Origin of the sequence: Ensifer sp. 4252 (assembly GCF_050434565.1) — a bacterium.
In the GTDB taxonomy this organism is placed as follows: Bacteria; Pseudomonadota; Alphaproteobacteria; order Rhizobiales; family Rhizobiaceae; genus Ensifer.
This window is the reverse complement of record NZ_JBNDIU010000001.1, coordinates 342856-369847: the sequence shown is the minus strand read 5'-3', so window position 1 is coordinate 369847 and position 26992 is coordinate 342856. Positions and strand designations below refer to the sequence as shown.

The window sequence follows — 26992 nt, the reverse complement described above, 5'->3', positions numbered from 1 at the left end:
GCGCACTGACGCCGCTGCTTATTCGCTATCGATCTCGCCGGTCTGTCGAGCGGGCTTCTGCTTGCGGCTCCGCGCACGCTGGAAGAACGAATAGGCGGCCCTGTTGGCCTTGATCGCCACTTTCGCTTGTACCAATGCCCGATGGTAGCCGGCTGCAAACCGGCCGCGCACCGTCAGCGGCAGGACGATGTCCCTGAGTGGCGTCTCGATCGTGCACCACGAGCGCTTGTAGGGCTGGTCTCCGACGCCGAAATCGAAGAGTGCCGCACCCTCGCTGCAGAGCCTCTGGATCATTCTGTAGAACAAAAGTTCGCCGGGGCTGGCATCGCCTGCCAACTCCTCGTCGATGGAGCCGAACTGACAGATGACATGATCGGCCTTTCGCGAAAGGCCGGCGACGGCCACGATCCGTCCGCCACGTTCGCCCTTGAGGCGGATGGCATTGAGTTCCAGCAGCCTGTCGTCAGCCTCGCCGCAGCGGCCAGCGAGCGTATGAAAGAACAATCTCGTCCGCGCGTCATGAAAAACATCGGGAAGACCGAGTGCTGCAAAACGGGTTGCCTTCTGACGAAAAAAGACGTCGAGCAACGACTGCGCTTCGGAGGGGCTCTGTGCAATGACGTAGTCGTAACCCCCGAAGGCATCGAGCCGTCGCTCGGATATCCGCATCTTCTTGCGCCGCCGCTTGGCATTGACCTGCGCCAGCGTGCGTTCGAAGCTCGAAAACAGCGGCAGCTGAAACGAGGAATTCTGGTTCTTGATGCCTGGTAGGCTCGCAAACGGGCCCGCGGCTCCGCGCCAGTTAAGCGGCGTCTTTTCGAGCGCTACGAGATCGACCTTATGGCGCAGTCGATGATTGAGTTCGTGCGCCAACAGGTCAGCCAAATCGGTCCGCGGAAGGGGCAGCGCATCCGCCGCAAAAAGTCCGGTATTGAGATTGCTGTGGGGCGCACCGAGAAACCGGGCCGTGTTGAACAGGCGACCGGGCACGAATTCGAGGGGCAGGATGAACTGTAATTCGCCGGCAACGGCGCCGCGAACGACCAGCAACGCGCTGTCATGTGCCTGCGCCCATGCCGCGCACCAGTCGTAGCCTTGATGCAGGGAGTTGAAAGGCAGCGCTTCCAATGATCGCCATTCCTTCTCCAACGGCGCCATCGTGTCGTGGATGGAGATCTCGAACCGGCTCATGGCGGCATCGGATCGGGACGCAGCGTGTGCGTCTCGATGGCTTGGTCGGCCGATAGTCAGATCTGTGTTCGTCATCGGCAAGGCCGCCCGGATGCTGGTTGCGGCTGCCATTGAAAGGCAACTCCGCTACAATCCGCTTAATTCATGAAATACGACTGCGGCCTCCGGGTGACAACCGGCAAATGCAGTTAGCAAAGCGTGAAGCTGGGCAGCTACGTGCCGAGAAAGCCGGTTGCAAGAGCCTCCGCCCATTGCATTCGGTTTCGCTCCGCCGCAAGCCGTGCCATCGCCTTGTGATTGTAGGCGACCATGCGAAACGTGACGTTCCAGTCGCCGCCGGCGCTTTCGACGATGGCGTAGCGCGCATCCGGCGAGCCGACTTCAACCTTGTGGGCGACCGGACGGTCGTCGTCATAGCCCGGGCAGCCAACGCTGCCCGGGTTGACTACGAGCCGGCCGTCCGTAAGGCGGATCGCTCGGGGAATGTGCGTGTGCCCGCAGAGAATGACCGGTTGTTCGATGCTTTTCGCGAAGGCTTCGATGGCGCCGCGTGCTGCCAGATGGACCACGCCCTCGGCCGTCAATGCTTCGAGCCAGTAGGCTTCGTCGCTCGCAGGCGTGCCATGGCAAAGAAAGAGCGCATCGCGATAGACGAGGGTGGCCGGCAGGGTTGCTAGCCATTCAAGATGCCGAGGCTGCAATTCCGCATGGGCCGCGCGGTCGGACAACCCCATGTCGGCAGGATCGAGCGTCAGCAGGTATCGGTCATGATTGCCTGATATCGAGGGGATGTTGCGCGCCATCAGGATATCGGCGGCGCGCGCCGCATTGAGCGGACCGCTGACATGATCGCCGAGATTGACAATATCGGCGATCCCCAGCGCGTCGATATCGGCAAGCACCGCCTCGAGCGCGAGGTCGTTGCCATGGATATCCGAAATGATCGCAACCTTCATCGACGTCCCCCTTGGCTCAGCGGTCCTTTGCAGGTTTTTCCATCCACTTGATGATCAGCATGGCCGGCAGCACCCAGAGCAGGCCGGTAAAGAAGAAGTACATCAGATGCACCCACCATGGGGCAGCGCCGAGCAGCAGTGACGCGAAGGTGACGGCGGCGAGCGCATAAACGATGACGAGGATGATGATCAGGATCGTGCCGATCAGCTTTCTGAGACGTACTGGCATTTCATTTCTTTCAAAGGGCGCTAGGTCCTGACCCTGCATTCGGCCGCGACGGCATGCCGCAAAGGGTTCGGCCTTGTTTTGCATGCTGCTCTGGTGCAAATCAACGGCTTTCCGGCAGGCGCGGCGATGAACCGCTCGATCTCCCCTGCCGCCAACCCCGCGATATCAGAGGGAAAGCCATGGCAGGCGTCGAATTGGCGACAGAACAGATGCTCCGAAGCGAGATCGGCAGGACCGATCGCAACCGCCGGCAAATCCGCGGCTGGCTTGTCGTCGTTCTCTTCACGCTTTTCGCGCTGGTGCTTGTCGGCGGAGCGACGCGCCTGACGGAATCCGGCCTTTCGATCACGGAGTGGAAGCCGATCCATGGTGTCATCCCACCGCTCACGGCAGAGGAGTGGGAGGAGGAGTTCCAGCTCTACCAGCGCATTCCGCAATACCAGCACATCAACAAGGGCATGACCGTCGGCGAGTTCAAGACGATCTTCTGGTGGGAATGGGCGCACCGGCTGCTGGCGCGCACCATCGGCATCATCTTCGCCGTGCCGCTCGCTTTCTTCTGGCTGACCGGTCGGGTCGAACGCCGGCTGCGCTGGCCGCTGCTCGGCATTCTGGCGCTTGGTGGTTTCCAGGGCTTTATCGGCTGGTGGATGGTTTCGTCCGGCCTGGTGGAGCGGACCGACGTCAGTCAATACAGACTGGCGACCCACCTCGTCATCGCTTGCCTGATCTTTGCCGCGTGCATGTGGATCCAGCGCGGCCTTTGTCCGCATTCCGGCGATGCGGCGCCGACGGATCGCTCACGCCGGATGGCGGCCATCATCGCGATCATGAGCCTGTTCCAGATCTATCTCGGCGCGCTGGTTGCCGGGCTGGATGCGGGCTTCAGCTTCAATACCTGGCCGCTGATGGATGGCGCATGGATCCCGTCCGATCTTTTCCTGCAGCACCCCTGGTGGATCAATGTCTTCGAGAACCCGAAGACCGTGCAGTTCATTCACCGGATTGGCGCCTACGCGCTGTTTGCGCTGGCGTTGATGCACGTGATCGCCTCGATGCGGGCGGCGCCGGAATCGACCCATGCGCGCCGCTCGGTATTGCTGTTCGTGCTCGTCTGCATCCAGGCGATCATCGGTATCACCACGCTCCTGCTGCAGGTACCGGTCGGCTGGGGCGTCCTGCATCAGGGCGGCGCGCTGGTGGTGCTCGGCTTCGCCATCGCCCATTGGCGCGGCTTCATCGGCGAGTATCCCAAGCCAACCGCCATCGAACTGCGCAGCTGAGATCCGGCAATCGGACAAAAAAAGACCCCCGCGAACACCTCGCGGGGGTCTTTTCATTTGCGATGGCTGTAATCGATCAGGCAGACAGCATCAAATCCATGTTCTGGACGGCGGCGCCTGAAGCGCCCTTGCCGAGATTGTCGAGCAGGGCGACGAGGTTCACATGGGTCCCGCCAGGCGTGCCGAACACGAACAGCTTCATCGTGTCTGCACCGGCAAGTTCCGTGGCATCGATGCGGCCGAGCTTTTCGCTGGCGGCAAGGGGAACGACTTCGACGATCGATTGGCCGGCATAATGTTCGACGAGCGCCGCATGAATGCTCTCGATCGTTGCGCCGGAGGCGAGATCGTCGAGATAGAGCGGAACCTGCACGATCATGCCCTGTGGGAATTTGCCGACGGAGGGCGCAAATACCGGCGCGCGGTCGAGCAGGCCGTGCATCTTCATCTCTGGCACATGCTTGTGCTTGAGCGTCAGCCCGTAGAGGAAATGCGGTGCGTTGATGTGATCCGGGTTCGCCTCGTCTTCCATCTGCGCGATCATCTGCTTGCCGCCACCCGTATAGCCGGAAACGGCGTTGACCGTGACTGGGTATCCATCGGGCAGGATGCCGGCCTGGCGCAGCGGCCGGATCACGCCGATTGCACCTGTCGGGTAGCAGCCGGGATTGGCGACATGGCGGGCGTCACGGATCTTGCCAGGCTGGGTCTTGTCCATCTCGGCAAACCCGTAGGCCCAGTCCGGAGCGATGCGATGCGCGGTCGAGGTGTCGATGATTCGCACCCGGTTGTTGCCGGCAACCATGGATACGGCCTCGCGCGACGCGTCGTCCGGCAGGCAGAGGATGGCAATGTCGGCATTGTTCAGAAGGTCTTCGCGCATCGCGGCATTGCGTCGCTCGGCTTCCGGTATCGACAGGAGTTCGAGATCGCTGCGGCCGGCCATGCGGGTGCGGATCTGTAGCCCGGTGGTGCCGTGTTCGCCATCAATGAAGATCTTCGGTTTCATGTTTTTCCCGTTCTTCCAGAAGGTTACGAGTCATTCCGGAATCAATCTGGCATAGATTTGATTCAGTTTCTCAAAGCCCCGTTCGCGCGTGAAGCGCCCGCCCGGTGGCGCGATGGTGTTCATATATAAGCAGCGGCCGGAGCCCGCAACCGGGCAGCCCGCACGAGCAATGGGTCGGCGAGGCGGCGGCAAGCTTTGCAAGCTTAACCATGACTTGCGATTTACAACCCAGAGGTTGCCTTATCGCCGGCAATTCTGCATCTGAGGTGCTGTCACAGAACTGTCATATGGGAGCGTTGGGTGAAGAACGTGATTGAGAAGGCTGGGCGCGTTCTCAGGCATCCGCTGCCTATCTCGCTGGCGTTCCTGGCGCTGCTCCAGGCCCTGCACTATTTCGATACGCGCTGGCGGTTCGTGCCCTTCCTCGTCGCCGTGACGCTTGCGATTGCCGCACTGTTGTTCCTGTTGTCGCGCCGCGCGGTCTTTTCGCTTTGGGCAGCGGGAATGACGGTATTGCTCATTGCGGCGATGTCGGAGGTCAAGTTCCGCCTCAAGGGCTTTTCTCTTCACGTATTCGATTTCGCCTTTACCGGCCTCGATAGATCTGCGCTTTTCTTTCTGGTCGGCTCCTACTTCCATTTGTTGATTGCCGGACTGGCTGTGCTGGTCGCAGCATTCGTGTTCCTGGCCGTGGCATTCCGGAGCGACCGCCGGTCGGCCCGGTCTTTTGTCGTTCGCGCTTGCCTGTTTGTCGTAGCGGCAGTCGGCGTTGTCGCTCTGTATCCGCAGAAAAAGGACGAGCCAGACTACGTCCATTACATCTCCGGTTATGACGCCTCGTCCTTCTTCGTGTCGATCGGTGATCTTGAGTTTCCGCTCGGGCGCATCGTCCTTGCCGGTCGACTGGAAAATGTCGAGGCAAAGGGGAAGCTCGGCGATGACGTCAGCTGCGGCGCGGCTGCCAGCCAGCCCGACCTGTTTGTCGTCCTCAGCGAGAGCCAGACCAGCCCGAGCTATTTCCCTGAGGTAACGGTCCCCGAATGGATGAGTTCGTCGTTCCAGTCGCAGGACGGCCGGGTGCATCCGATGCAGGTCGAGACGTTCGGTGGCGGCACATGGGTCACGAATTTCTCCGTGATGACGGGGCTGTCCGGAGCAGATTTCGGCTGGCAGAGCCCCTATGTGACGCAGATCCTGGAAGGTCGGGTCAAGGCGAGCCTACCCAGCCTCATGGCACGCTGCGGCTATCGCACCGTCGCCGTGCTGCCGATGCAGGCGAGCTTCGTCAATGAAGGGCCGTTCCTGACCTCGATCGGATTCCAGGAGATCGTCGATTTCGACGCAATGAAACCGGCGTCGCACTTCGTGCGCGATCGTTTCTATTTCGGTGTCGTCGAGCGCATTGTCCGCGAGCACCGCGAGAAGGATCCGCGACCGCTCTTCATTGCCATGCAGACCCTTTTTCCGCACGGTCCTTACGACATGTCGCTGGTGCCGAAGGACGCCTTGCCGGAAAAGGCTTTCGCTCCGGATGCTCAAGCTGACGAATACCTGCGGCGTGTTGCATTGGCCAAACAGGACCTGCAGGATTTTCGGCGCGAGCGCGAACGGACGCCAGGCCCCAATGGCACGATCGTGCTCGATTTCGGCGATCACCAGGCGGTTGCCACCAAGGACTACCTTGCCGCCGGTACCCCGGGAAGCAATGTCTTTGCCGACCTGAGATCGATTGCCTACAAGACCTATTACACCGTGCATGCCTATGGGCGCGACCTCGATATGCGGCCCTTCGCCATACCGTTGGACGTCGGCTTTCTTGCCGCAAGCCTGATCGAGGCTGCGGGCTTGCCGACATCGCCGACTTTCGAGGCGCTGGCACGACTGCGTGATGCCTGCGGGGGGCGCTACCACACGTGTCCAGATCGCGCGCTCGTCGATCAGCATCTCCGCCAGCGTCAGGACGCGGGCCTGCTCGATCTCGATTGATGCCGGCCAAGCGTTAGCGGAGGGGCGAACGCTCCGCCAGCTTTTCGGCGTGCAGCCCCAGCATATACATGGCGACCGTGGCGCCGGCGATGGCGGTGATGTCGGCATGGTCATAGGCGGGCGCGACTTCGACGACATCGCTGCCGACGACCGTGAGGGCTCCGAGCTTGCGTAGAACCGAAAGGATCTTGGCACTCGAAGGTCCGCCGGCGACAGGAGTTCCGGTGCCGGGCGCATAGGCTGGGTCGAGGCAATCGATGTCGAAGGTCAGATAGGCCTTGCGTTCCCCGACCTGCTGGATGATGGCATCGGCGACGTCCGTGACGCTCATTTCCTCGACATCATAGCCATAGAGAATGCGGATGCCGCAGTCCTCGGGTGCATGGGTGCGGATGCCGATCTGGATCGATGCATCGGTATCGATCAGGCCCGCCCGCGCCGCACGGCCGACAAAGGAGCCGTGGTCGATACGGCCGCGTTCATCCGGCCAGGTGTCCTGGTGCGCGTCGAACTGGACGAGGGCGAGGGGGCCATGGATGGCCGCATGCGCCTTGAGGATCGGATAGGTAACGAAGTGATCGCCGCCGAGCGTCTGCAGATAGGCGCCGCTCTTCAGGATCTTTGCCGCTTCGCGCTCGATCGTTGCCGGCGTTTTCGAGTGGTTGCCGTAGTCGAGCAGGCAGTCGCCGTAGTCGATCGTTGCCATTTCGGCAAAGAGATCGCGTTCGAACGGGTATTGCGGATCGTTGTCGAAGATCGCCGACGCACGGCGGATCGCCTGCGGTCCGAAGCGGGCGCCGGGACGGTTGGAGGTCGCGGCGTCGAAGGGGATGCCCCAGACGACCGCATCGACGTCCTTCAGCTGCTTCGAATATTTGCGCCGCATGAAGGAGAGAATGCCAGCATGCGTCGGGTCCGATGCCGCCGATGTCAGTGAGCGCGCCGTCAGCGCGTGATCGATCGTCCTGTTCGCCATATCCCGTCTCCCGTGTATGGCGAGACGTTGGACAATCGTCGCCGGCAAGGCAAGTCCCTGCCGGCGAATTCCGATGCATAATTCCTTAAGCCGATTCCGATTTAAGGATAAAATTATTCAGCAGTTTCAAAGCGTTACAGCGTCATTTGCTCGTCATGTTTGACGCGCGGCGCTGTAATGCAGTCAGGATGCCTTGGCTTCGAAGGTCGGCGCGAAGTCGCCGAGTGCCTTGGCCTCGGTAATGCGCGCGCCGATGTCCTCTTCGATGATCGCCTCGAGCTGCGCGAAGCTGTCGATAACGTAGTAGATCGGCTGGACGATATCGATGCGATAGGGGGTGCGCAGCACGGTCATCAGATCGAAGGGGCGAAATTCACTCGCCGATGGCTCCATCGCCGTGCGGGTCTCGTTCGGCGACGATACGATGCCCGCGCCGAAGCAGCGCCGCCCCTGCGGCGTGTTGATCAGCCCAAACTCGACGGTGAACCAGAAGATCCGGAACATATGCCAGGAATAGCCCTTGCCGAGTGCGACGGCCTTTTCGCCGAAGCGACGGACGAAGTTGGCATAGCTCTGGTTGGTCAGGAGCGGGCAATGGCCGAAGACCTCGTGGAAGATATCAGGCTCTTCGATGTAGTCGATATGCTCGCGTCGGCGAATGAAGGTCGCGAGCGGAAATTTGCCCTCTGACAAAAGCTCGTAGAAGCGCGACGGCGGGATCAATGCCGGCACCCCTTCGACACCGAAGCCGGTGGTTTCCTGCAGGCGGCGGTTGACGTCCTGCAGTTGCGGCACGCGGTCGGGGCCAAGGCCGAGTTTGCGCGCGCCCTCCAGGTATTCGTCGCAGGCCTTGTCCGCGAGCAACTTCATCTGCCGCTGGTAAAGCTCGCCCCAGATCGCATCCTCCTCGGGCGTGTAGTGATAGCTGCCATCCGGTTCGGGCAGTTTCGCGGTGTAGTTGCTTTCCTTGGGCATGACGTCTCCTCGTTCGTCAAAACATCCAGTTGTTGCAATTGTATCGCGAATGGCGCGAGTATTTGTTTCACAGTTGCCGATGGAGGGCTCTGTTGCGGGAGGAAATTTCAGAATGTCGTCAGATTTGAAGGAAACTTCCCAACCATTGCGCAGGCTGCTGCGGCTGATTCAGGCCGATAGCGGCCAGTCCTTGTCGGAGCTCGCGGAAAGGGCGGGGATGTCGCAAAGCTCGGCCTGGCGCCGGCTGCAGGAGCTGGAGGCAGACGGCGTGATCCGCAAGCGGGTGGCGCTGCTGGATCCGGGCAAGCTGGATCTGAAGCTGTGCATCATCGCCCATGTGACGCTGGAGGATCATCACGACGAGGCGATCGCGGCCTTCTCGGCGGTCGTGCGCGATCGGCCGGAGATCATGGAGTGTTATGCGCTGTCGGGAACCTTCGACTACATGCTGAAGATCCGGGCAAACGACGTCGACAGCTATGACGCGTTCATGACGCGCTATCTCATGCGCAATCCGCATGTGCGCACGGTGGTTTCAAGCTTCGTGCTGCGCGAGTTGAAGTCGACGACCGAGCTGCCGATCTGACACAAAAAAAGGCCGGGCGAACCCGGCCTTCCAAAATGCAGTGTCTTCCAGCGATTAACGCTTGGAGAACTGGAACGAACGGCGGGCCTTGGCCTTGCCGTACTTCTTACGTTCAACGACACGGCTGTCGCGGGTCAGGAAGCCGCCCTTCTTCAGGACCGGACGCAGGCCCGGTTCGAAGTAGGTGAGCGCCTTGGAGATGCCGTGACGAACGGCACCGGCCTGGCCGGAGAGACCGCCGCCGGCGACCGTCGCGTCGATGTCGAACTGGCCATCACGGGCAGCTGCGACGATCGGCTGCTGCAGGATCATCTGCAGAACCGGACGAGCGAAGTAGTCGAGGTACGGCTTGCCGTTGACGGTGATCTTGCCCGAGCCGGGCTTGACCCATACGCGGGCGACAGCGTTCTTACGCTTGCCGGTCGCGTAGGAGCGGCCCTGCGCGTCGACCTTCTTGACGTGAACCGGAGCTGCCGGTTCCGCAGTCGTGGCGATTTCCTTGAGAGCGGAAAGGTCGGCCATTAGGCGCTCCTTGTGTTCTTGCTGTTCAGCTTGGCGACGTCGAGGACGGCCGGCTGCTGTGCTTCATGCGGATGGTTCGTGCCTGCGTAGACGCGCAGGTTCTTCATCTGGCGACGGCCGAGCGGGCCGCGGGGAACCATGCGCTCGACGGCCTTCTCGATGACGCGCTCCGGGAAGCGGCCTTCGATGATCTGGCGCGCGGTGCGCTCCTTGATGCCGCCGGGGTAGCCGGTGTGCCAGTAGTACTTCTTGTCGGTGTACTTCTTGCCCGTGAGCACAGCCTTCTCGGCGTTGATCACGATGACGTTGTCGCCATCGTCAACATGCGGCGTGAAGGTGGCTTTGTGCTTGCCGCGCAGGCGGTTCGCGATGATGGAAGCGAGGCGACCAACAACGAGGCCTTCGGCATCGATGATGATCCACTTCTTCTCCACCTCTGCAGGCTTCTGAACGAAGGTTGCCATAACAAAACTCTTTCTTTGGACCCGAACGGCGAACCATTGGGCGTTTCTTGTTGCTTGGTTTTGACCGAAATTCAGCCAAAAGAAGAAAGCGGCCCGAGAGGGACCGCGATCTGAGGGTGCTTATACGCAAGCCCTAAACCGGCGTCAACAACGAGAAATTTGCGGTCAGGAAATAAAGCTTAATGAAAACAACGCCTTAATAGTGTGGTATTTTGATACCTCAATTTAGCGAGGCGGAATCGAATAGGTCGCTGTCGCATGCGCCACCAGATCGTCGCTGCCAACCATGGCGATCGAGGCGTCGAGAACGGCTAATCGCTTGCCGAGCTTGAGGATGCGGCAGGTGCATTCGAGCGGCTGCGGCTCCGGCTTGCGCAGAAAATTGATGTTGAGATTGGTGGTGACGGCAAGCGCCACCGGGCCGATATGGGCGATCAGCGCGACATAGGCCGAAACGTCCGCCAGCGCGAAAAGCGTCGGCCCCGATACGGTGCCGCCCGGCCGGATATGGCGCTCGTTCGGGTCGAGCCGCATCGTCGCAAATCCGGGGCCGGCATCGGTGACGTGGAAGACCTTGCCGTCCGTGTGGACCTGGGGGAAGTCCGTGTCGAGAAACTGGTTGAGTTCCTCGACCGTCATGATGGGCTGGATTTTCATCGGGGTTTTCCTTTGCGCAAGCTTTGGCGCCCTAGTGAAGCCGACATGTGCTTTTCCGCAAGGCGGAAAAAGGTCTAAGCCGTGACAGCTACCACTGACTTGAAAGGTTGGAAGCGGCGGCGTACCACGGATGCCCATTTACCGGGATAGACAGGACAGCAGGAGAAAAGCATGGCGGACGTGGTTTCATTTCGGAAAGAAGAACCGAGTGGATTGCTTGTGCGCGAGCTTTCGGGGCCGGTCCTCCGGCTGACGCTCAACAATCCGCCGGCCAACGTGCTATCGATCGAGTTGATGGAGGCCCTGCACTCGGCGCTCCATGCAGTTGCCCATTCCAAAGAAATCAGGGTTGTCGTGCTCTCGGCATCCGGCAAGCTGTTTTCTGCGGGCCATGACCTCAAGGAAATGACGGCGCATCGGGCCGATGCCGATGGGGGCAGGGCGTTCTTCGAAACGACGATCCGCCTTGCTGCGGACCTGATGATGAAGATCACGCGGCTGCCCCAGGCGGTCATCGCCGAGATCGACGGTCTTGCGACGGCGGCCGGCTGCCAGCTTGTTGCCAGCTGCGATCTGGCGATCTGCACCGACAGCTCCACCTTCTGCACACCGGGCGTCAATATCGGCCTGTTCTGCTCGACGCCGATGGTGGCGCTGTCGCGCGCATCCCACCGCAAGCAGGCGATGGAAATGCTCCTGACGGGCGAGACCATCGATGCATCGACCGCCAAGGATTTCGGCCTGGTCAATCGCATCGTGCCGCAGCAATATCTTCGCCAGGTCGTCGACAAATATGCGGCCGTCATCGCTTCGAAGTCGCCGCAGGCGCTGAAGATCGGCAAGGAAGCCTTCTATCGCCAGGCGGAAATGAGCCTTCCCGAGGCTTACGATTATGCGGTCGGCGTCATGGTCGAAAATATGCTGGCAGGTGACGCCGAAAACGGCATAGGCGCCTTCCTCGGCAAGCGCATGCCGGAGTGGGACAGAGAGTAGCGGTCAGGCCAGTTTCAGGAGAAGCGCGCCAAGCGCGATCACGCAAGCCGCGGCAATGCGCCAGACGCTGACGCGCTCCTTCAGAAACACCACCGAGATGACGACGGCGAACAGGATCGAGGTCTCGCGCAGCGCCGCGACACTTGCGACCGGCGCCTTCGTCATCGCCCAGAGCGCCAGACCATAGGCGCCAATGGAGCCGGCACCACCGATGAGGCCGCGCCACCAGTTCTTGTAGACGTGGCGGGCGACCGGTTTGATGCCGCGCCGCGCAAAGGCCCAGGTAAACAGCAACACCGGTGGAAGCAGCGCCATCCACAAAGTGTAGGAGATTGCGTTGCCCGAAACCCGGGCGCCGATGCCGTCGACAAAGGTATAGCCTGCGATCACGCAGGCATTGAGTAGCGCCAGGATGATCGCGTGTTTGCCGCCCTTTCGTGATTCGAACGCGAGCGTCAAAACGCCGACGCTGATCGTCAGCACGCCCGCCATGGCCCCGGTGGTCAATTGTTCACCGATGATGACGCTGCTGGTCGAAGCGACGATCAGTGGAGCGACGCCGCGCATCAGGGGATAGACGAGCCCGATATCGCCAGCGCGATAGGAGGCTGCGACCAGTTGGAAATAGGCGAACTGGAAAAGCGCCGAAACCAGAATGAACGGCCAGGCTTCCGGCTGCGGCAATGGCAGGAACGGCAGGAAAGGGATGGCAACGACCGCCGCGCCGAGTGCGATCATTGCCGCATCGAGCGATTTCTCCGAGCCCGCCTTGACCAGGGCATTCCAGGTCGCGTGCAACAGCGCCCCGAAGAGAACGAGCGCAATGACATCAAGGGGCAAGATGAAACCTCGGTGGAGAATGGGACAGGCCGTTGCCAGCGTTGTCGCGCCACTGTACGTGAAAAGCAACCCGAAACTGGCGGGAGGATGCCCCATGAATGGGCACCGCCGGTCCGCCGCCGTGATCGGGCGCTCGATTGACACGCACCGCCAGCGTGCCAACTATACACGCGTTTAACAGATGAGTTCGGACCAGAACATGAACCACGACGCCTACCCGGATTATTACCTCGCCGACATCCTGCGTTCGACAAAGACGATCGCCCTCGTCGGCGCATCGCCGAACGCCGAACGGCCGAGCCATCGGGTCATGGCCTTCCTTTTGCGCAAGGGCTACCGCGTCATTCCCATCAATCCGGGTCATGTCGGCAAAACGATCCTCGATCAGCCCATCGTGGGCAGGCTTGCAGATGTCAAGGAGCCGATCGATATGGTCGACGTCTTTCGCGCAGCCGATGCACTGCCGGCACTCGTCGACGAGATCCTGGCGCTCGCGACCTTGCCGAAAGTGACCTGGGGCCAGCTGTCGGTGAGGCATGACGCAGCCGCCGCCAAGGCGGAGGCCGCCGGCATCAAGGTCGTCATGGATCGCTGTCCGGCGATGGAATATCCCCGTCTGATCGGCTGATACGGCATTGGGCCGCATCGATGTTTCGCGCAACCGTCAGTTTTGAAAAAATCTTTCTTTGACCACGCGTGGTGGCTCTGGGATAGTGCCGCCGCTCCAGCGCATGAGGCCGAAATCGAAGCTGACCTTCGACGCGCAAGATGTCTGGAATCAAAGCGATAGGGTGCCCTTGGCGCCTCCACGGGAGGTGCGGCGCCCTGGTCATGGGAGGGATGAATGACGAAAGACAATCCTGGTTTCAGCACGCTCGCAATCCACGCCGGAGCGCAACCAGATCCGACGACGGGCGCCCGGGCGACGCCGATCTACCAGACGACCAGTTTCGTCTTCAACGACACCGACCATGCCGCGGCGCTCTTCGGCCTCCAGCAGTTCGGCAATATCTACACCCGCATCATGAACCCGACGCAGGCGGTGCTGGAAGAGCGCCTCGCCGCATTGGAAGGCGGTACTGCAGCGCTGGCGGTTGCTTCCGGCCATGCGGCCCAGCTTCTCGTATTCCACACGATCATGAGCCCGGGTGACAATTTCGTCGCCGCCAACCGGCTTTACGGTGGCTCGGTCAACCAGTTCGGCCATGCCTTCAAGTCCTTCGATTGGCAGGTTCGTTGGGCGGATCCAAGCGATCCTTCGAGCTTTGAGGCGAAGATCGATGCGCGCACCAAGGCGATCTTCATCGAAAGTCTCGCCAACCCGGGCGGCACCTTCGTCGATATCGCCGCGATTGCCGAGGTCGCACACAAGCATGGCCTGCCGCTGATCGTCGACAACACGATGGCGACACCGTACCTGCTGCGTCCGCTGGAGCACGGTGCCGATATCGTCGTGCATTCGCTCACCAAGTTCATCGGCGGCCACGGCAATTCGATGGGCGGCGTCATCGTCGATGGCGGCACCTTCGACTGGTCGAAGTCCGGCAAGTATCCGATGCTGTCGGAGCCGCGCCCGGAATATGCAGGCGTCGTGCTGCATCAGGTCTTCGGCAATTTCGCCTTTGCGATTGCTGCTCGCGTTCTCGGGCTTCGCGACTTCGGGCCGGCGATTTCGCCGTTCAACGCCTTCATGATCCTGACCGGCGTCGAGACGCTGCCGCTGCGCATGCAGCGCCATTGCGACAATGCGCTCGCTGTTGCCAAGTGGCTGAAGGGCCACGACAAGGTGTCCTGGGTCAACTATGCCGGGCTTGAGGAAGATCCGAACAATGGACTGCAAAAGCGCTATGCACCGAAGGGTGCCGGTGCCGTCTTCACCTTCGGTCTCAAGGACGGTTACGAGGCAGGAAAGCGTTTCGTCGAGGGGCTCGAGATGTTCTCTCACCTCGCCAATATCGGTGATACCCGTTCGCTCGTCATTCACCCGGCCTCGACTACCCATCGTCAGTTGACGCCGGAGCAGCAGGTTGCGGCCGGGGCAGGCCCCGATGTCGTGCGCCTGTCTGTCGGTATCGAAGACGTTTCCGACATCATCGGCGATCTCGAGCAGTCGCTGGCAAAGATCTGATACTGAGATGAAAAAGAGGGGACGGATCTCCCGTCCCCTTATGGAGTGGTGCCTGATGGTGAAGATGCAGAAATTCGACCTGGCGGCGGTCGGGCCCGAAGTCGGCGAGCCTGCGGCTGATCGGCTGATTTCCGGCACGCCCCGGTTCCGCACCTGGAACGTCGAGGAGGCCGATGGTGGGCTTTATGCCGGCGTCTGGGAATCCACGCCCGGCAAGTGGCGCATCGCCTATGACGAATGGGAATACTTCCATATCCTGTCCGGCTACTCGGTCGTGACCGAGGACGGCGGCGTAGCGGTACATCTGCGCGCCGGCGACAGCATGATCATCAGGCCCGGATTCAAAGGAACGTGGGAGGTCGTGGAGACGACCCGCAAGGATTACGTCATCCGCCTCTGATCTGCCGCTGTCAGTCTGTGACCGGCTCAGTGCTGTCCGACGCCCGTGCAAACGCTTCGGCAAACGACGTTTCCGAGATGCCGTTCAGCGCCAACTGCAGTGCTTCGGCTTCCTGTTTGCCGAGGGCATTTTCGAAGCGCGCCTGCGCCTTGCGCCAAAGATCCGTCGTTTCCCGCTGTTTCTTCACGCCGAGCGGCGTCAATTGAACGCGCTTCACCCGCCGGTCCGACGCGTCGGGCACGAGTTCGACGTAACCGTCGCGGATAAGCGGCTTCAGCGTGTGGCCAAGCGCCGATAGATCCATCACCAACAGATCCGCAAGCGTGCGCAGCGACGCATTCTTGCTGTGGGCGATCTGGCTGAGCAGCGAATATTGCGTGCCGCGCAATCCGCTCGGTGCGAGCACATCCTCATAGAGCTGACCCAATTGCCGCGAGGCGCGCTTCAGTGCGCTGTTGGTGCAAAAATCCCAGATACCCTTGGGTGCGTCGTCGTCCATAGCTTCCTCCGCGCGGGCTGCGGCACCCGTTTTCGGCTTTGGTAGCGCCACTCTTGCGTAGCGTCCAGTTTGCCGTATATTTAGTGGCATATACCACTAAATTGAATCAGAACAAGGAAACCGACAATGAGTGCAGTGGAGAAAAAGGGTAAGGCGCTGGTGACGGGCGCTTCTTCGGGCATCGGCGCGACCTATGCGGACCGCTTGGCCCAACGCGGCCATGACCTCGTTCTGGTGGCGCGCGACGAAAAGCGTCTTTCCGACCTCGCCGCCAAGCTGTCGGCGCAATATGGCGTTGCGGTCGATGTGCTCAAGGCGGACTTGACGTTACGGGATGACGTAAGGGTCGTCGAGAAACAGCTGCGCGAAGACGCGGCGATTGAACTCCTTGTCAACAATGCTGGGATCGGCCCGAAGGGACCGCTGCTCACCGATGACCTGGACTATGCCGAAGCCATGATCGAGCTGAACGTTGTCGCCGTGAACCGGCTGGCGATCGCGGCGGCACAGACATTTGCGGCGCGCGGCAAGGGAGCGATCATCAACATCGCCTCCGTCGTGGCGCTGGTGCCCGCGCAGTTCAACGGCACCTACAACGCCACCAAGGCGTTCGTGCTCAACCTGACGCACTCGATCGAAGCGGAAGCTTCCGGCAAGGGCGTGAAGGTCCAGGCGGTGCTGCCCGGCCTGACCCGCACCGAAATCTTCGATCGGGCCGGCGGCTCGATCGACCGGCTCGACCCTTCGATGGTGATGGACGTCGCCGATCTTGTCGACGCAGCGCTTGCCGGTTTCGACCAGGGCGAACTGGTCACCATTCCATCGCTACCCGATGCTGCCGACTGGCACGCCTTCACCAAGGCGCGTCTGGTGCTGGCGCCCAACCTTTCGCATGACAGGCCGGCGGCCCGCTACGGTGTCGAACGGGCGGCGGCCGCCGTCTGACGTTCAAGCAATTTCGCTTCTGTGACTGGTTTCAAACGGCTTCGGCGGTCGCGTCGAAGCCGTTTTGCGTTGCGCAAACCGGGCGGGGCGTGCTGTCACCAAACGAGTTCCAACCGCTCCAGGCCATGGAAATGGAAACTGTCCTTCACCTGCGGCTGGTGTTTCAGTCGTATACCGGGCAGGCGCTGAAACAGGATCGGCAGCGACAGCTTGAGTTCGAGCCGGGCGAGCGGCGCTCCGATGCAGAAGTGCAGGCCCGCGCCGAACGAGACGTTGACGCCCTCGTCGCGCGTAGGCTTGAAGCGGTAAGGGTCGCTGAACTTGCGCGGATCGACATTGGCGGCGCCAAGCAGCAAACCGATCTTGTCGCCCTTGCGAAGCGCGATCCCTTCGCCGAGTTCGATATCCGACAACGCGTAACGCTGAAAGATGTGCAGCGGTGCCGCAAATCGGAGGCACTCCTCGATCGCAAGTTCGGTCGTCGCCTCGGTTGCGAACAGATCTGCAGGCGCGTGGCCTGACTGCAGGATCGTTCTGACCGCGTTGCCGATCTGATGGACGGTCGCCTCGTGGCCGGCGTTGAGAAGCAGGGCGGCCGTGGAGACCAGCTCGGCCTCGGACAATCGCTCCCCGTCCTTTTCGGACGTGATCATATGTGTCAGCAGATCGTCGGCCGGCTTGCAACGCTTCTCGGCGATGATGGTCTTGAGGTAGTCGGCGAAGTCGGCGGATGCCTGGTTGGCATCGAGTTCAGTCTCGTGGCTTGGATTGAAGACGTACATTCGCACCATGCGATGCGACCAATCGAGAAGGTTTGGCGCGGCTTCGGCGGGAATGCCGAGCATGCGGGCGATGATCGTCACCGGGATCGTTTCGGCATAGGTCTTCAGCAGCTCGACTTCGCCGTCCTGTTCGAAACCGTCGATTATCGCGTGCGACAGCCGCTCGATGTCCGGCCGCAACTGCTCGATCTGCCTGGAGACGAAGGCGCGGTTGACAAGGGTTCGAAGCCTGGTGTGGGCCGGTGGTTCGAGCTCGAGCAGCGAATGCTCCTCCAGCGCGTCAAAATCCGTCAGATGCGGTTTTGAGGCCGGCATGCCGAGTTCTTCGCGTGTCGCCACGTGCAGGATCTGTCGGCCAAAACGCCGGTCGCGCAGCAGCGCGTTCACCTGGTCGTAGCCTGCGAAATACCATTGCTCGCGCTCGCTCCAGTAAAATGCCGGGCAGTGGGCGTGAATTTCCGCGTAGGCCGACATTGGCGAACGGTAAAAATCCGGGTTGTGCACGTCGATCGAAACGCGCCGTTTGGCGCTGTCGATGGTGATGGCGGGCTTGGGCGGCATGGTCTGGCTCTTTGCAAAGCGGGTACGACCGCTATTTCTAAGGGCGACCGGGTTCGGCCCGCAAGAGCACACGTTGCAGAGCCCTGGCCGATCAACAGTGCGACCAAGCAGTTGTTGCGACGGCTCCTTGGCTTGCCGTGTCGGCGCGTTGACAAGATGGCTCACTGCGAGTCAATGTTCCGAAGCTGCGTAGGGCGCATCGGTGCAAGGTCGAAAGGGCAACGCCCACCTACAGTAGATAGACCTTAGTTGCGCCCATGCCGAACCTCGAAAACCTCAAGAAGCAGGCCAAACAGTATCTGAGATGGCATCGCGAAGGATATTTTCCGGTCGCTGCCGAGATCAGGTCTGCCTTGCCGCGCTTTCGCGACCTGGATGACCGGGAGATATTGAAGGCAGACTTCAAGCTCGCCGACGCCCAGGAACTGGTTGCACGCCAGATGGGGTTTGACGGCTGGCAGGCGCTCAAATCAGGAGCCCTGACAATGACCATGCAAGCAAAACAATCAGCACCGCGCCTTGTTCTGCAATCGACTTCGGCACAATTGTTCGTCGCCGATATCAAGGCGTCTTGCGACTTCTTCACTGACAAACTCGGGTTTGCCATCGACTTCGTCTACGGCGACCCGCCCTTCTACGGCCAGGTGAAACGCGAGAATGCGCTGCTTTCACTGCGCCAGGTCTGCGAACCCGTATTCGTCGGCGACATCAGGGAGCGGGAGCATCTGCTTTCCGCCTCGCTGACCGTCGGCACATCGGATGAGCTCAAGCGCCTGTTCCTCGATTATCAGGCAACCGGCGTCCGTTTCCACCAAACCTTGCGGACTGAGCCTTGGGGTGCGCGGAACTTCATTGTCCTTGATCCCGACGGCAATCTGATCCTGTTTGCTGGACCGGCGGATTGACGGTCGGATTTGTCCGACGGCGAACGGCGCCACCGCTCGCCGTCGTTCTCCAGCCAAAAAAAGCGCGAAAAAATCTACCGTTGGCTTGTGGATAGAGTGGTGCCGATGCTCTGCGGGGCAGTTCGAAAAACGCCGGTGCCGCCATTTCGAACGGAACAAGTTTTCGTCTGGAACCTTTTCCAGTGGCGTCCGGCGACCTATTTGCGCATGATGCGGCAGCAAGCAGGGAGCGGCATGGCAAAAAACCAGACCAGTCTATCGGCGGGCATCGTGGCGGCAATCCGCAAGCGACGGCCCACAGTCGTCAGCCGGGAGGCGGCGGTCAGCCGCGGTGATATCGTCATCGCTTCCTACAACATCCACAAATGCGTCGGCACCGACGGCCGCTTCGATCCGGGCCGCACGGCTCAGGTGATCGGCGAACTCGGCGCCGATATCGTTGCGCTTCAGGAAGCCGACCAGCGGTTCGGCGAGCGGGCAGGGCTCCTCGACCTCGAACATCTGCGGCGCGAGGCGCATCTCGTATCCGTCCCGATCTCAGGCTTTTCCACCAAAGGACATGGCTGGCACGGCAATGTGCTGCTGCTGCGCGAAGGCGCGGTTTCCGATGTGAAGCAGTTGAAGCTGCCGGGGGTCGAGCCGCGCGGCGCGCTGGTTGTCGATCTGGACCTCAAGATGGGGCCGTTGCGGGTGATCGCCGCCCATCTCGGATTGCTTCGCCACTCGCGCGCCCAGCAGGCAGAGGCGATCATCGAGGCTGCGTCCGACGCGGGCGGGCGACCGACGCTTTTGATCGGCGATCTCAACGAGTGGCGCATGGGCAAACGGTCTTCTCTGTCCTTCCTCAGCCCTGTCTTCGACCCGTCGCATGCGACCGTCGCGAGCTTTCCCTCACGCTTTCCGCTGTTGCCGCTCGATCGCGTTCTCGGAAATCCACACAGTCTGGTGACGTCGGTCGCCGTGCACGATTCTCCCCTGGCCCGCATCGCTTCCGATCATTTGCCGGTCAAGGCATCGATCGATCTGAAGGTCGGCAAGCGGGAAGACCATAACAACGAACGGATCGAAGTGAGCCGGGCCGGATTGGCCTGAGACACTTTCTGGCGGGCAGGCGATGTTGTCCTTTGTCATTGTTGCCGTTGTCGCCATCGGCGGCGCGTTCGGCGCAGCGATTTTCTATGTCTATGGCCGTTTCGGTCGGCGTCCCCACGGCGACCCGTCTGCCGCACTCCCTGTCGCCGACGCCGATACCGAACTCGATCGGGCCGTCGGCCCTCTGCTTCGCACCCGCTCCGGAAAGAACGGCATATCGTTGGTCTCCGACAACATCGAAGCCTTCGTCGTCAGGGCGCATGCGGCCCGCAGGGCCGGCCGCAGCCTCGACCTGCAATACTACTACTGGAAGGATGACCTGACCGGTCTCTTGCTCACACGCGAAATTCTGGCGGCAGCGGATCGCGGCGTCCACGTGCGCTTGCTGCTCGATGATATCAATGCCGGCATCCACGACCGGATGTGCATCGCCCTCGATGCTCATGCGAACATTGAGGTCAGGCTCTTTAATCCAAGCCGCGCCCGCACCGATCGTATCCGCCGCGGTTTCGAGATGGCCATACGCGCTTTCAGCGCCACGCGCCGCATGCACAACAAGCTGTGGGTTTCCGATGCGCGCCTGGCCATCGCCGGTGGACGCAATATCGGTGATGCCTATTTCGACGCGGCGGAGCTTTCAAACTTTCGTGACCTCGATGTCTGGATGATCGGGCCGGTGGTCGATCAGGCGACGGCAATGTTCGATCGTTATTGGAACAGCACGTCCGTGCTGCCGATCGCCAAGCTGCGCACGCCTCGCAAACAATACCTGCCGGCGCTGAGGGATGCACTTGATGCCCATGCGCGCACGCCTGCCGCCCGTTTCTATCTGGAGCGGGTGACCGAGGCGGTGCGGGAAGAGACGTTCTACAGCGGCTCGCGAACGCTGCATTGGATCGACGACGTCCGCCTTGAAGCCGATCCGCCCGAAAAGGCGCTGATGCAGAAACGTCAGAACTGGCTGCTGCGCGAACTCTTTCCCCTGATCCAGGCGGCAAAGAACGATCTCCGCATTATTTCGCCCTACTTCATTCCCGGCACGGCCGGGACGCGCGAACTGACAGCCCTGGTGAAGAAGGGTGCCAGGGTGGCCGTGCTGACCAATTCACTGGCTGCGACCGACGTCGCGGCTGTTCACGGTGGCTATGTGAAGTACCGTCGAAACCTCGTTCGCGCCGGTGTCGAACTTTTCGAACTGAAAGAGCAGGGCGATACTGCCGAGAGCCATCGCATGTCGCTGTTTGGCCGGCGCAATGCGAGCCTGCACAGTAAGGCTTTTGTCGTCGATGGCCTGAACGGCTTCGTCGGGTCGATGAACTTCGACCCACGATCGGCATCGTTGAACACCGAAATGGGCGTCGTCTTTGCGGATGCAGCACTTGCCGGCGAGCTCGCCACGATGTTCGAGGAGGAAACCGCGCCGTCCGTCAGTTATCGGCTGAGCCTTGAAGGTGTGCGGCTCGTCTGGCGCGACCGAACAAACGGGGCGGAGCGGCGGCTGCGGCGCGAGCCCGATGCGAGCTTGCTGAGGCGCGTCATCGCCGGGATCATCCGTATCCTGCCGATCGAATCGCAGCTTTGACGTCAGTGGTGGCGCGCGCCGTTTACCGTCCGTTTACTCAGCGGTGGCGAATGCTGTGCGGAAAGCGCAAAAGCCGGGGCGTTAACACAGGCGGCGGCGAAAAAATGTTCTATCAGCAATCACGTGTGGAGGACCGCTGTTCTTAGGCTGGAAGGGCGCCGCCGATTAAGGTTATCGGAGGTTGGCGACTTGAAGTGAAGGGTGTTGACACTCTATGTAGGGGCAGAAGGCTAATCCTGTGATTCCCGGTTCGCAAAGGTATTGCGGGCCAGATTGATGAAGGTTCGATATGAGAAATCCAGTTGATACCGCCATGGCGCTGGTGCCGATGGTTGTGGAGCAGACCAACCGCGGCGAACGTTCCTACGATATCTTTTCGCGCCTTCTGAAAGAGCGCATCATCTTCCTGACCGGTCCGGTCGAAGATCAGATGGCAACGCTTGTCTGCGCCCAGCTTCTTTTCCTCGAGGCGGAAAACCCGAAGAAGGAAATCGCTCTCTACATCAACTCGCCGGGTGGCGTCGTTACCGCCGGCATGGCGATCTACGACACCATGCAATTCATCAAGCCGGCGGTTTCGACGCTGTGCATCGGTCAGGCCGCTTCGATGGGTTCGCTCCTGCTGGCTGCCGGCCACAAGGACATGCGTTTCGCCACCCCGAATTCGCGCATCATGGTGCACCAGCCGTCCGGCGGCTTCCAGGGCCAGGCCTCTGATATCGAGCGTCACGCCAAGGACATCCTCAAGATGAAGCGTCGTCTGAACGAGGTTTACGTCAAGCATTGCGGCCGGACCTACGAAGAGGTTGAACAGACGCTTGATCGCGACCATTTCATGAGTTCCGACGAAGCGCTCGACTGGGGCCTGATCGATAAGGTCATCACGTCGCGCGAAGCGATCGAGGCTGCAGAGCAGGCGTGATAACGCGCTTTTGTGTCACGATAGATGCAATTGTGACACAATTGTAATGGTGAAAGGGCTTTATCGAGGGGGTAAAGCCGCTAAGATGACCCCTTAATGTTATGTTGAGCTGTGAAGACATAGGGTTCAGAGTTAGGTGGGAGAGTCGTTGCGGCCGAATCTTGGGCAAAATGCCCTGATACGGTGGGTACTCCCGGAAGCCCTCTTAATGCGGCGCAGGTCTTTGCGCGGGGCGAATTGAGTGGTCCGTGATATCTTTCCGAAGATGTCCGGCGTGCTGGAAGGAAATGGAAATGAGCAAGGTCAGCGGTAGCAACGGCGGTGACTCGAAGAATACGCTTTATTGTTCGTTTTGCGGCAAGAGCCAGCACGAAGTCCGCAAGCTGATTGCCGGACCGACGGTTTTCATCTGCGATGAATGCGTCGAGCTCTGCATGGACATCATTCGCGAAGAGAACAAGACCTCGATGGTCAAGTCCCGCGATGGCGTTCCGACCCCCCAGGAAATCATCAAGGTCCTCGACGAATACGTCATCGGCCAGCAGCAGGCGAAGCGCATTCTTTCGGTCGCCGTGCACAACCACTACAAGCGACTGGCCCACGCGGCCAAGGGCAGCGATGTGGAACTGGCGAAGTCGAACATCATGCTCGTCGGCCCGACCGGTTGCGGCAAGACCTATCTCGCGCAGACGCTTGCGCGCATCATCGATGTGCCCTTCACGATGGCTGATGCGACGACCCTGACGGAAGCTGGCTACGTCGGTGAAGACGTCGAAAACATCATCCTGAAGCTGCTCCAGGCCGCCGACTACAATGTCGAGCGCGCCCAGCGCGGCATCGTTTATATCGACGAAGTAGACAAGATCTCGCGCAAGTCCGACAACCCGTCGATCACCCGTGACGTTTCGGGTGAGGGCGTGCAGCAGGCGCTCCTGAAGATCATGGAAGGCACTGTTGCTTCGGTGCCGCCTCAGGGTGGCCGTAAGCATCCGCAGCAGGAGTTCCTGCAGGTGGATACCACCAACATCCTCTTCATCTGCGGCGGCGCCTTCGCCGGCCTCGACAAGATCATCTCCGCTCGTGGCGAGAAGACGTCGATCGGTTTCGGCGCAACGGTTCGCTCGCCGGAAGATCGTCGCGTCGGCGAGGTTCTGCGCGAACTCGAGCCGGAAGATCTGGTCAAGTTCGGTCTCATCCCGGAATTCATCGGCCGTCTGCCGGTTCTGGCGACGCTCGAAGACCTCGATGAGGACGCGCTGATCCAGATCCTGTCCGAGCCGAAGAACGCTCTGATCAAGCAGTATCAGCGCCTGTTCGAGATGGAAGACGTCGAGTTGACCTTCCACGAGGACGCGCTGCGCGAGATCGCCCGTCGCGCCATCGTGCGCAAGACCGGCGCCCGTGGTCTCCGCTCGATCATGGAAAAGATCCTGCTCGACACGATGTTCGAGCTGCCGACGCTTGAAGGTGTTCGCGAAGTCGTGATCTCCGACGAGGTGGTGAAGGGTGCCGCGCGGCCGCTCTACATCTATTCCGAGCGTTCGGAAGAGAAGGCGAACGTTTCGGCCTGATCGCAGGCCCACAGATCAGATCTGCAAAAGCCCGCCTCGCGCGGGCTTTTTCATGACCTTACACTTAGTTGTTGAGATGGCTTGCGCGGGGGACGATTTAACAATTCGGTTGTTGCTAAAGTGTCTTAACAACGCAATGATGTGACGATTCAGTAAAGGGCCTTGGCCGTTGCATACCCTTGAAGCCTCGTTTTCCGTCGCAAGGTACGCAACAGCAATAAAGCGTAGTCAGAAGGACCCGGCCATTGATGGTGGATGTCGCGTCGAGCCTTGAAAAGGACTCTCTAGCACTCCACTTTCATGTGGAAAATATGACAGCCGGGAGTGCCGCTGTGGCTCCCGGGAACGGGCCCGAAATCGGGACGGAAAGGAAATGACATGACGAGCAAAACGTCTCCGGCGACTGAAAGCGCGACCTATCCGGTCTTGCCGCTTCGCGACATTGTAGTCTTCCCGCACATGATCGTGCCGCTCTTTGTCGGCCGTGAAAAATCCATCCGTGCGCTTGAGGAAGTCATGGGGACCGACAAGCAGATCATGCTTGCCACCCAGATCAACGCGACGGACGACGATCCGGAAGCCTCTGCGATCTATCAGGTGGGTACGATTGCCAATGTCCTGCAACTGCTGAAGCTGCCCGATGGCACCGTCAAGGTGCTGGTCGAAGGGCGCACGCGCGCCAAGATCGACAGCTACACCCCACGCGAAGAATTCTACGAAGCGACCGCACAGGGGCTCGACGAGCCGGAAGAAGATCCGGTCGAGATCGAGGCGCTCAGCCGCTCGGTCGTCTCCGAATTCGAAAGCTACGTGAAGCTCAACAAGAAGATTTCTCCGGAAGTTGTCGGCGTCGCGAGCCAGATCGAAGATTATTCGAAGCTTGCCGACACCGTCGCTTCGCATCTGTCGATCAAGATCGTTGAAAAGCAGGAAATGCTGGAAACCACCAGCGTGAAGATGCGCCTGGAGAAGGCGCTCGGCTTCATGGAAGGTGAGATCTCCGTCCTGCAGGTGGAAAAGCGCATCCGCTCGCGCGTCAAGCGCCAGATGGAGAAGACCCAGCGCGAGTACTACCTCAACGAACAGATGAAGGCGATCCAGAAGGAACTCGGCGACGGCGAAGACGGCCGCGACGAGATGGCCGAAATCGAAGAGCGTATCGCCAAGACCAAGCTTTCCAAGGAAGCGCGCGAAAAGGCTGACGCTGAGCTGAAGAAGCTGCGCCAGATGAGCCCGATGTCGGCGGAAGCAACCGTCGTGCGCAACTATCTGGATTGGCTGCTCGGCATGCCGTGGGGCAAGAAGTCCAAGATCAAGACCGACCTGAACCATGCCGAGGAAGTGCTCAACGTCGATCACTTCGGCCTCGACAAGGTCAAGGAGCGCATCGTCGAGTATCTCGCCGTCCAGGCGCGCTCGACCAAGATCAAGGGCCCGATCCTGTGCCTCGTCGGCCCTCCGGGCGTCGGCAAGACCTCGCTTGCCAAATCGATCGCCAAGGCGACCGGCCGCGAATACGTGCGCATGGCGCTGGGTGGCGTTCGCGACGAAGCCGAAATCCGCGGTCACCGCCGCACCTACATTGGCTCGATGCCCGGCAAGGTCGTCCAGTCGATGAAGAAGGCGAAGAAGTCCAACCCGCTCTTCCTGTTCGACGAGATCGACAAGATGGGCCAGGACTTCCGCGGCGACCCGTCCTCGGCTCTGCTGGAGGTGCTGGATCCGGAACAGAACTCGACCTTCATGGATCACTACCTGGAAGTCGAATACGATCTGTCCAACGTGATGTTCATCACCACGGCGAACACGCTGAACATTCCGGCGCCGCTGATGGACCGCATGGAAGTGATCCGCATTGCCGGTTACACCGAAGAGGAAAAGCTGGAAATCGCCAAGCGGCACCTGCTGCCGAAGGCAATCCGCGATCACGCGCTGCAGCCGAAGGAGTTTTCGGTCACCGACGGTGCGCTGATGGCGATCATCCAGACCTACACGCGTGAAGCCGGCGTTCGTAACTTCGAGCGCGAACTGATGAAGCTCGCCCGCAAGGCGGTGACTGAGATCATCAAGGGCAAGGCCAAGGCAGTGGCAGTTACCGCGGAGAACATCCCGGATTACCTGGGCGTACCGCGCTATCGTCACGGCGAAGCCGAACGCGACGATCAGGTCGGTGTGGTCACAGGTCTTGCCTGGACCGAGGTCGGCGGCGAACTGCTGACGATCGAAGGCGTCATGATGCCCGGCAAGGGCCGCATGACCGTCACAGGCAACCTGCGCGACGTGATGAAGGAATCGATTTCGGCAGCGGCATCCTATGTCCGCTCGCGGGCGATCGACTTCGGCATCGAGCCGCCGCTGTTCGACAAGCGCGACATCCACGTCCACTTGCCGGAAGGCGCGACGCCCAAGGACGGCCCCTCGGCCGGTGTTGCCATGGCAACGGCGATCGTCTCGGTGATGACCGGTATTCCGATCTCGAAGGATGTCGCGATGACGGGTGAGATCACCCTTCGCGGCCGCGTACTGCCGATCGGCGGTCTGAAGGAAAAACTGCTGGCGGCTGTGCGCGGTGGCATCAAGAAGGTGTTGATCCCCGAGGAGAACGCCAAGGATCTCGCCGAGATCCCGGACAACGTGAAGAACGTGCTGGAGATCATCCCGGTTTCGCGGATGGGCGAAGTGCTGCAGCATGCGTTGGTCCGCTTGCCGGAGCCGATCGAATGGGACCCGGCAAACGAGCCGGCAACCGTCGCCGCGGTTGATTCGCAAGACGAAGCGGGTGCTTCCATCGCCCACTGATTGACAGGACAGGGCGGGTGCAATTGTGCTCCCGTCAGGCCCATTTCGCAGAAAAACAAGGAAGACCGGCCTCTGGCCGGTCTTTTTTGTTGTAAAAGCATGCCGCAAGCCTTGCATTCCAAGGGATTAGGCGCAATTG

The 26992-nt window shown here is 60.7% G+C and carries 26 protein-coding genes; 14 read left to right on the top strand and 12 right to left on the bottom strand.

The window, feature by feature from the left end:
- Positions 1–18: 18 nt before the first annotated feature.
- The 3 genes from ABIE33_RS01840 to ABIE33_RS01830 form a co-directional block, all read right to left on the bottom strand.
- Positions 19–1266, bottom strand: coding sequence for a GNAT family N-acetyltransferase (locus ABIE33_RS01840; RefSeq protein ID WP_429120649.1), 1248 nt, complete (start codon positions 1264–1266; stop codon positions 19–21).
- A gap of 137 nt (positions 1267–1403) precedes the next feature.
- Positions 1404–2147, bottom strand: a complete 744-nt coding sequence (locus tag ABIE33_RS01835; RefSeq protein ID WP_429120646.1) for a metallophosphoesterase family protein — start codon at positions 2145–2147, stop codon at positions 1404–1406.
- Between the two features lie 16 nt (positions 2148–2163).
- Complete coding sequence (locus tag ABIE33_RS01830; protein ID WP_025426549.1) at positions 2164–2376, bottom strand: DUF2842 domain-containing protein; 213 nt, start codon at positions 2374–2376, stop codon at positions 2164–2166.
- 179 nt (positions 2377–2555) lie between these two features.
- Here ABIE33_RS01830 and ABIE33_RS01825 point away from each other — a divergent pair, with 179 nt between their 5' ends.
- Positions 2556–3659, top strand: a complete 1104-nt coding sequence (locus ABIE33_RS01825) for a COX15/CtaA family protein (RefSeq protein ID WP_429120643.1) — start codon at positions 2556–2558, stop codon at positions 3657–3659.
- Positions 3660–3735: 76 nt separating this feature from the next.
- Here ABIE33_RS01825 and argC read toward each other — a convergent pair whose 3' ends face one another.
- The gene (gene argC, locus ABIE33_RS01820; protein ID WP_429120641.1) at positions 3736–4668 is read right to left on the bottom strand and encodes an N-acetyl-gamma-glutamyl-phosphate reductase; all 933 of its coding nucleotides are present in this window, start codon (positions 4666–4668) and stop codon (positions 3736–3738) included.
- Between the two features lie 300 nt (positions 4669–4968).
- Here argC and ABIE33_RS01815 point away from each other — a divergent pair, with 300 nt between their 5' ends.
- On the top strand, positions 4969–6654 hold the full coding sequence (locus tag ABIE33_RS01815) for a sulfatase-like hydrolase/transferase (RefSeq protein WP_429120638.1): 1686 nt from the start codon (positions 4969–4971) through the stop codon (positions 6652–6654).
- A gap of 13 nt (positions 6655–6667) precedes the next feature.
- Here the strand turns inward: ABIE33_RS01815 and speB are convergent, their stop codons facing one another.
- Together speB and ABIE33_RS01805 are read right to left on the bottom strand one after the other, a co-directional pair.
- Entirely contained in the window at positions 6668–7630 is a 963-nt protein-coding gene (speB, locus tag ABIE33_RS01810; RefSeq protein WP_429120635.1) for an agmatinase, read from the bottom strand.
- 183 nt (positions 7631–7813) lie between these two features.
- On the bottom strand, positions 7814–8605 hold the full coding sequence (locus ABIE33_RS01805) for a phenylalanine 4-monooxygenase (RefSeq protein WP_429120632.1): 792 nt from the start codon (positions 8603–8605) through the stop codon (positions 7814–7816).
- A gap of 112 nt (positions 8606–8717) precedes the next feature.
- Between ABIE33_RS01805 and ABIE33_RS01800 the strand changes: the two genes are divergently transcribed.
- The gene (locus tag ABIE33_RS01800) at positions 8718–9191 is read left to right on the top strand and encodes an Lrp/AsnC family transcriptional regulator (protein ID WP_429120629.1); all 474 of its coding nucleotides are present in this window, start codon (positions 8718–8720) and stop codon (positions 9189–9191) included.
- 54 nt (positions 9192–9245) lie between these two features.
- Here the strand turns inward: ABIE33_RS01800 and rpsI are convergent, their stop codons facing one another.
- The 3 genes from rpsI to ABIE33_RS01785 all read right to left on the bottom strand — a co-directional run bounded on the left by rpsI (position 9246) and on the right by ABIE33_RS01785 (position 10834).
- Complete coding sequence (gene rpsI, locus ABIE33_RS01795) at positions 9246–9713, bottom strand: 30S ribosomal protein S9 (RefSeq protein WP_025426556.1); 468 nt, start codon at positions 9711–9713, stop codon at positions 9246–9248.
- On the bottom strand, positions 9713–10177 hold the full coding sequence (gene rplM, locus ABIE33_RS01790; RefSeq protein WP_025426557.1) for a 50S ribosomal protein L13: 465 nt from the start codon (positions 10175–10177) through the stop codon (positions 9713–9715). Before rplM ends, rpsI begins: the two co-directional genes overlap by 1 nt.
- A gap of 225 nt (positions 10178–10402) precedes the next feature.
- A complete protein-coding gene (locus ABIE33_RS01785; protein ID WP_429120624.1) occupies positions 10403–10834 on the bottom strand; it encodes a PaaI family thioesterase in 432 nt (143 codons plus the stop codon).
- Positions 10835–11005: 171 nt separating this feature from the next.
- Between ABIE33_RS01785 and ABIE33_RS01780 the strand changes: the two genes are divergently transcribed.
- Positions 11006–11827, top strand: coding sequence for an enoyl-CoA hydratase (locus tag ABIE33_RS01780; RefSeq protein ID WP_429120621.1), 822 nt, complete (start codon positions 11006–11008; stop codon positions 11825–11827).
- Positions 11828–11830: 3 nt separating this feature from the next.
- Here the strand turns inward: ABIE33_RS01780 and ABIE33_RS01775 are convergent, their stop codons facing one another.
- On the bottom strand, positions 11831–12667 hold the full coding sequence (locus ABIE33_RS01775; RefSeq protein ID WP_429120618.1) for an EamA family transporter: 837 nt from the start codon (positions 12665–12667) through the stop codon (positions 11831–11833).
- A 199-nt stretch (positions 12668–12866) separates the two neighbouring features.
- On the opposite strand from ABIE33_RS01775, the gene ABIE33_RS01770 reads away from it, so the two are divergent.
- From ABIE33_RS01770 to ABIE33_RS01760, 3 genes are all read left to right on the top strand, one after another.
- The gene (locus ABIE33_RS01770; protein WP_429120615.1) at positions 12867–13295 is read left to right on the top strand and encodes a CoA-binding protein; all 429 of its coding nucleotides are present in this window, start codon (positions 12867–12869) and stop codon (positions 13293–13295) included.
- Positions 13296–13511: 216 nt separating this feature from the next.
- The gene (locus ABIE33_RS01765) at positions 13512–14795 is read left to right on the top strand and encodes an O-acetylhomoserine aminocarboxypropyltransferase (RefSeq protein WP_429120612.1); all 1284 of its coding nucleotides are present in this window, start codon (positions 13512–13514) and stop codon (positions 14793–14795) included.
- Positions 14796–14850: 55 nt separating this feature from the next.
- Positions 14851–15195 (top strand): cupin domain-containing protein, encoded by a 345-nt coding sequence (locus tag ABIE33_RS01760; RefSeq protein ID WP_429120609.1) that lies wholly within the window; start codon positions 14851–14853, stop codon positions 15193–15195.
- A 10-nt stretch (positions 15196–15205) separates the two neighbouring features.
- Here the strand turns inward: ABIE33_RS01760 and ABIE33_RS01755 are convergent, their stop codons facing one another.
- The gene (locus tag ABIE33_RS01755; protein WP_429120607.1) at positions 15206–15694 is read right to left on the bottom strand and encodes a MarR family winged helix-turn-helix transcriptional regulator; all 489 of its coding nucleotides are present in this window, start codon (positions 15692–15694) and stop codon (positions 15206–15208) included.
- A 126-nt stretch (positions 15695–15820) separates the two neighbouring features.
- On the opposite strand from ABIE33_RS01755, the gene ABIE33_RS01750 reads away from it, so the two are divergent.
- Positions 15821–16639, top strand: a complete 819-nt coding sequence (locus ABIE33_RS01750; RefSeq protein WP_429120604.1) for an SDR family NAD(P)-dependent oxidoreductase — start codon at positions 15821–15823, stop codon at positions 16637–16639.
- 95 nt (positions 16640–16734) lie between these two features.
- Here ABIE33_RS01750 and ABIE33_RS01745 read toward each other — a convergent pair whose 3' ends face one another.
- Positions 16735–17982 carry a cytochrome P450 gene (locus ABIE33_RS01745; RefSeq protein ID WP_429120601.1) on the bottom strand — a complete coding sequence of 416 codons (1248 nt, stop codon included), beginning with the start codon at positions 17980–17982 and terminating at the stop codon, positions 16735–16737.
- Positions 17983–18239: 257 nt separating this feature from the next.
- Between ABIE33_RS01745 and ABIE33_RS01740 the strand changes: the two genes are divergently transcribed.
- The 6 genes from ABIE33_RS01740 to lon all read left to right on the top strand — a co-directional run bounded on the left by ABIE33_RS01740 (position 18240) and on the right by lon (position 26853).
- Positions 18240–18887, top strand: coding sequence for a VOC family protein (locus ABIE33_RS01740; RefSeq protein WP_429120598.1), 648 nt, complete (start codon positions 18240–18242; stop codon positions 18885–18887).
- 234 nt (positions 18888–19121) lie between these two features.
- Positions 19122–19979, top strand: coding sequence for an endonuclease/exonuclease/phosphatase family protein (locus ABIE33_RS01735; protein WP_429120596.1), 858 nt, complete (start codon positions 19122–19124; stop codon positions 19977–19979).
- A gap of 22 nt (positions 19980–20001) precedes the next feature.
- Positions 20002–21561, top strand: coding sequence for a phospholipase D family protein (locus ABIE33_RS01730; protein ID WP_429120593.1), 1560 nt, complete (start codon positions 20002–20004; stop codon positions 21559–21561).
- Positions 21562–21850: 289 nt separating this feature from the next.
- Complete coding sequence (gene clpP, locus ABIE33_RS01725) at positions 21851–22483, top strand: ATP-dependent Clp endopeptidase proteolytic subunit ClpP (RefSeq protein ID WP_025426569.1); 633 nt, start codon at positions 21851–21853, stop codon at positions 22481–22483.
- Positions 22484–22776: 293 nt separating this feature from the next.
- Positions 22777–24054 (top strand): ATP-dependent Clp protease ATP-binding subunit ClpX, encoded by a 1278-nt coding sequence (gene clpX / locus ABIE33_RS01720; RefSeq protein ID WP_025426570.1) that lies wholly within the window; start codon positions 22777–22779, stop codon positions 24052–24054.
- Between the two features lie 378 nt (positions 24055–24432).
- Positions 24433–26853, top strand: a complete 2421-nt coding sequence (gene lon / locus ABIE33_RS01715) for an endopeptidase La (protein ID WP_429120591.1) — start codon at positions 24433–24435, stop codon at positions 26851–26853.
- Positions 26854–26992: the final 139 nt, after the last annotated feature.

Coding starts and splice junctions, on each gene's coding strand:
- ABIE33_RS01840 (WP_429120649.1), bottom strand. CDS start 1,266: ATGACGAACACAGATCTGACTATCGGCCGACCAAGCCATCGAGACGCA.
- ABIE33_RS01835 (WP_429120646.1), bottom strand. CDS start 2,147: ATGAAGGTTGCGATCATTTCGGATATCCATGGCAACGACCTCGCGCTC.
- ABIE33_RS01830 (WP_025426549.1), bottom strand. CDS start 2,376: ATGCCAGTACGTCTCAGAAAGCTGATCGGCACGATCCTGATCATCATC.
- ABIE33_RS01825 (WP_429120643.1), top strand. CDS start 2,556: ATGGCAGGCGTCGAATTGGCGACAGAACAGATGCTCCGAAGCGAGATC.
- argC (WP_429120641.1), bottom strand. CDS start 4,668: ATGAAACCGAAGATCTTCATTGATGGCGAACACGGCACCACCGGGCTA.
- speB (WP_429120635.1), bottom strand. CDS start 7,630: ATGGCGAACAGGACGATCGATCACGCGCTGACGGCGCGCTCACTGACA.
- ABIE33_RS01805 (WP_429120632.1), bottom strand. CDS start 8,605: ATGCCCAAGGAAAGCAACTACACCGCGAAACTGCCCGAACCGGATGGC.
- ABIE33_RS01800 (WP_429120629.1), top strand. CDS start 8,718: ATGTCGTCAGATTTGAAGGAAACTTCCCAACCATTGCGCAGGCTGCTG.
- rpsI (WP_025426556.1), bottom strand. CDS start 9,713: ATGGCCGACCTTTCCGCTCTCAAGGAAATCGCCACGACTGCGGAACCG.
- rplM (WP_025426557.1), bottom strand. CDS start 10,177: ATGGCAACCTTCGTTCAGAAGCCTGCAGAGGTGGAGAAGAAGTGGATC.
- ABIE33_RS01785 (WP_429120624.1), bottom strand. CDS start 10,834: ATGAAAATCCAGCCCATCATGACGGTCGAGGAACTCAACCAGTTTCTC.
- ABIE33_RS01780 (WP_429120621.1), top strand. CDS start 11,006: ATGGCGGACGTGGTTTCATTTCGGAAAGAAGAACCGAGTGGATTGCTT.
- ABIE33_RS01770 (WP_429120615.1), top strand. CDS start 12,867: ATGAACCACGACGCCTACCCGGATTATTACCTCGCCGACATCCTGCGT.
- ABIE33_RS01765 (WP_429120612.1), top strand. CDS start 13,512: ATGACGAAAGACAATCCTGGTTTCAGCACGCTCGCAATCCACGCCGGA.
- ABIE33_RS01760 (WP_429120609.1), top strand. CDS start 14,851: ATGGTGAAGATGCAGAAATTCGACCTGGCGGCGGTCGGGCCCGAAGTC.
- ABIE33_RS01755 (WP_429120607.1), bottom strand. CDS start 15,694: ATGGACGACGACGCACCCAAGGGTATCTGGGATTTTTGCACCAACAGC.
- ABIE33_RS01750 (WP_429120604.1), top strand. CDS start 15,821: ATGAGTGCAGTGGAGAAAAAGGGTAAGGCGCTGGTGACGGGCGCTTCT.
- ABIE33_RS01745 (WP_429120601.1), bottom strand. CDS start 17,982: ATGCCGCCCAAGCCCGCCATCACCATCGACAGCGCCAAACGGCGCGTT.
- ABIE33_RS01740 (WP_429120598.1), top strand. CDS start 18,240: ATGCCGAACCTCGAAAACCTCAAGAAGCAGGCCAAACAGTATCTGAGA.
- ABIE33_RS01735 (WP_429120596.1), top strand. CDS start 19,122: ATGGCAAAAAACCAGACCAGTCTATCGGCGGGCATCGTGGCGGCAATC.
- ABIE33_RS01730 (WP_429120593.1), top strand. CDS start 20,002: ATGTTGTCCTTTGTCATTGTTGCCGTTGTCGCCATCGGCGGCGCGTTC.
- clpP (WP_025426569.1), top strand. CDS start 21,851: ATGAGAAATCCAGTTGATACCGCCATGGCGCTGGTGCCGATGGTTGTG.
- clpX (WP_025426570.1), top strand. CDS start 22,777: ATGAGCAAGGTCAGCGGTAGCAACGGCGGTGACTCGAAGAATACGCTT.
- lon (WP_429120591.1), top strand. CDS start 24,433: ATGACGAGCAAAACGTCTCCGGCGACTGAAAGCGCGACCTATCCGGTC.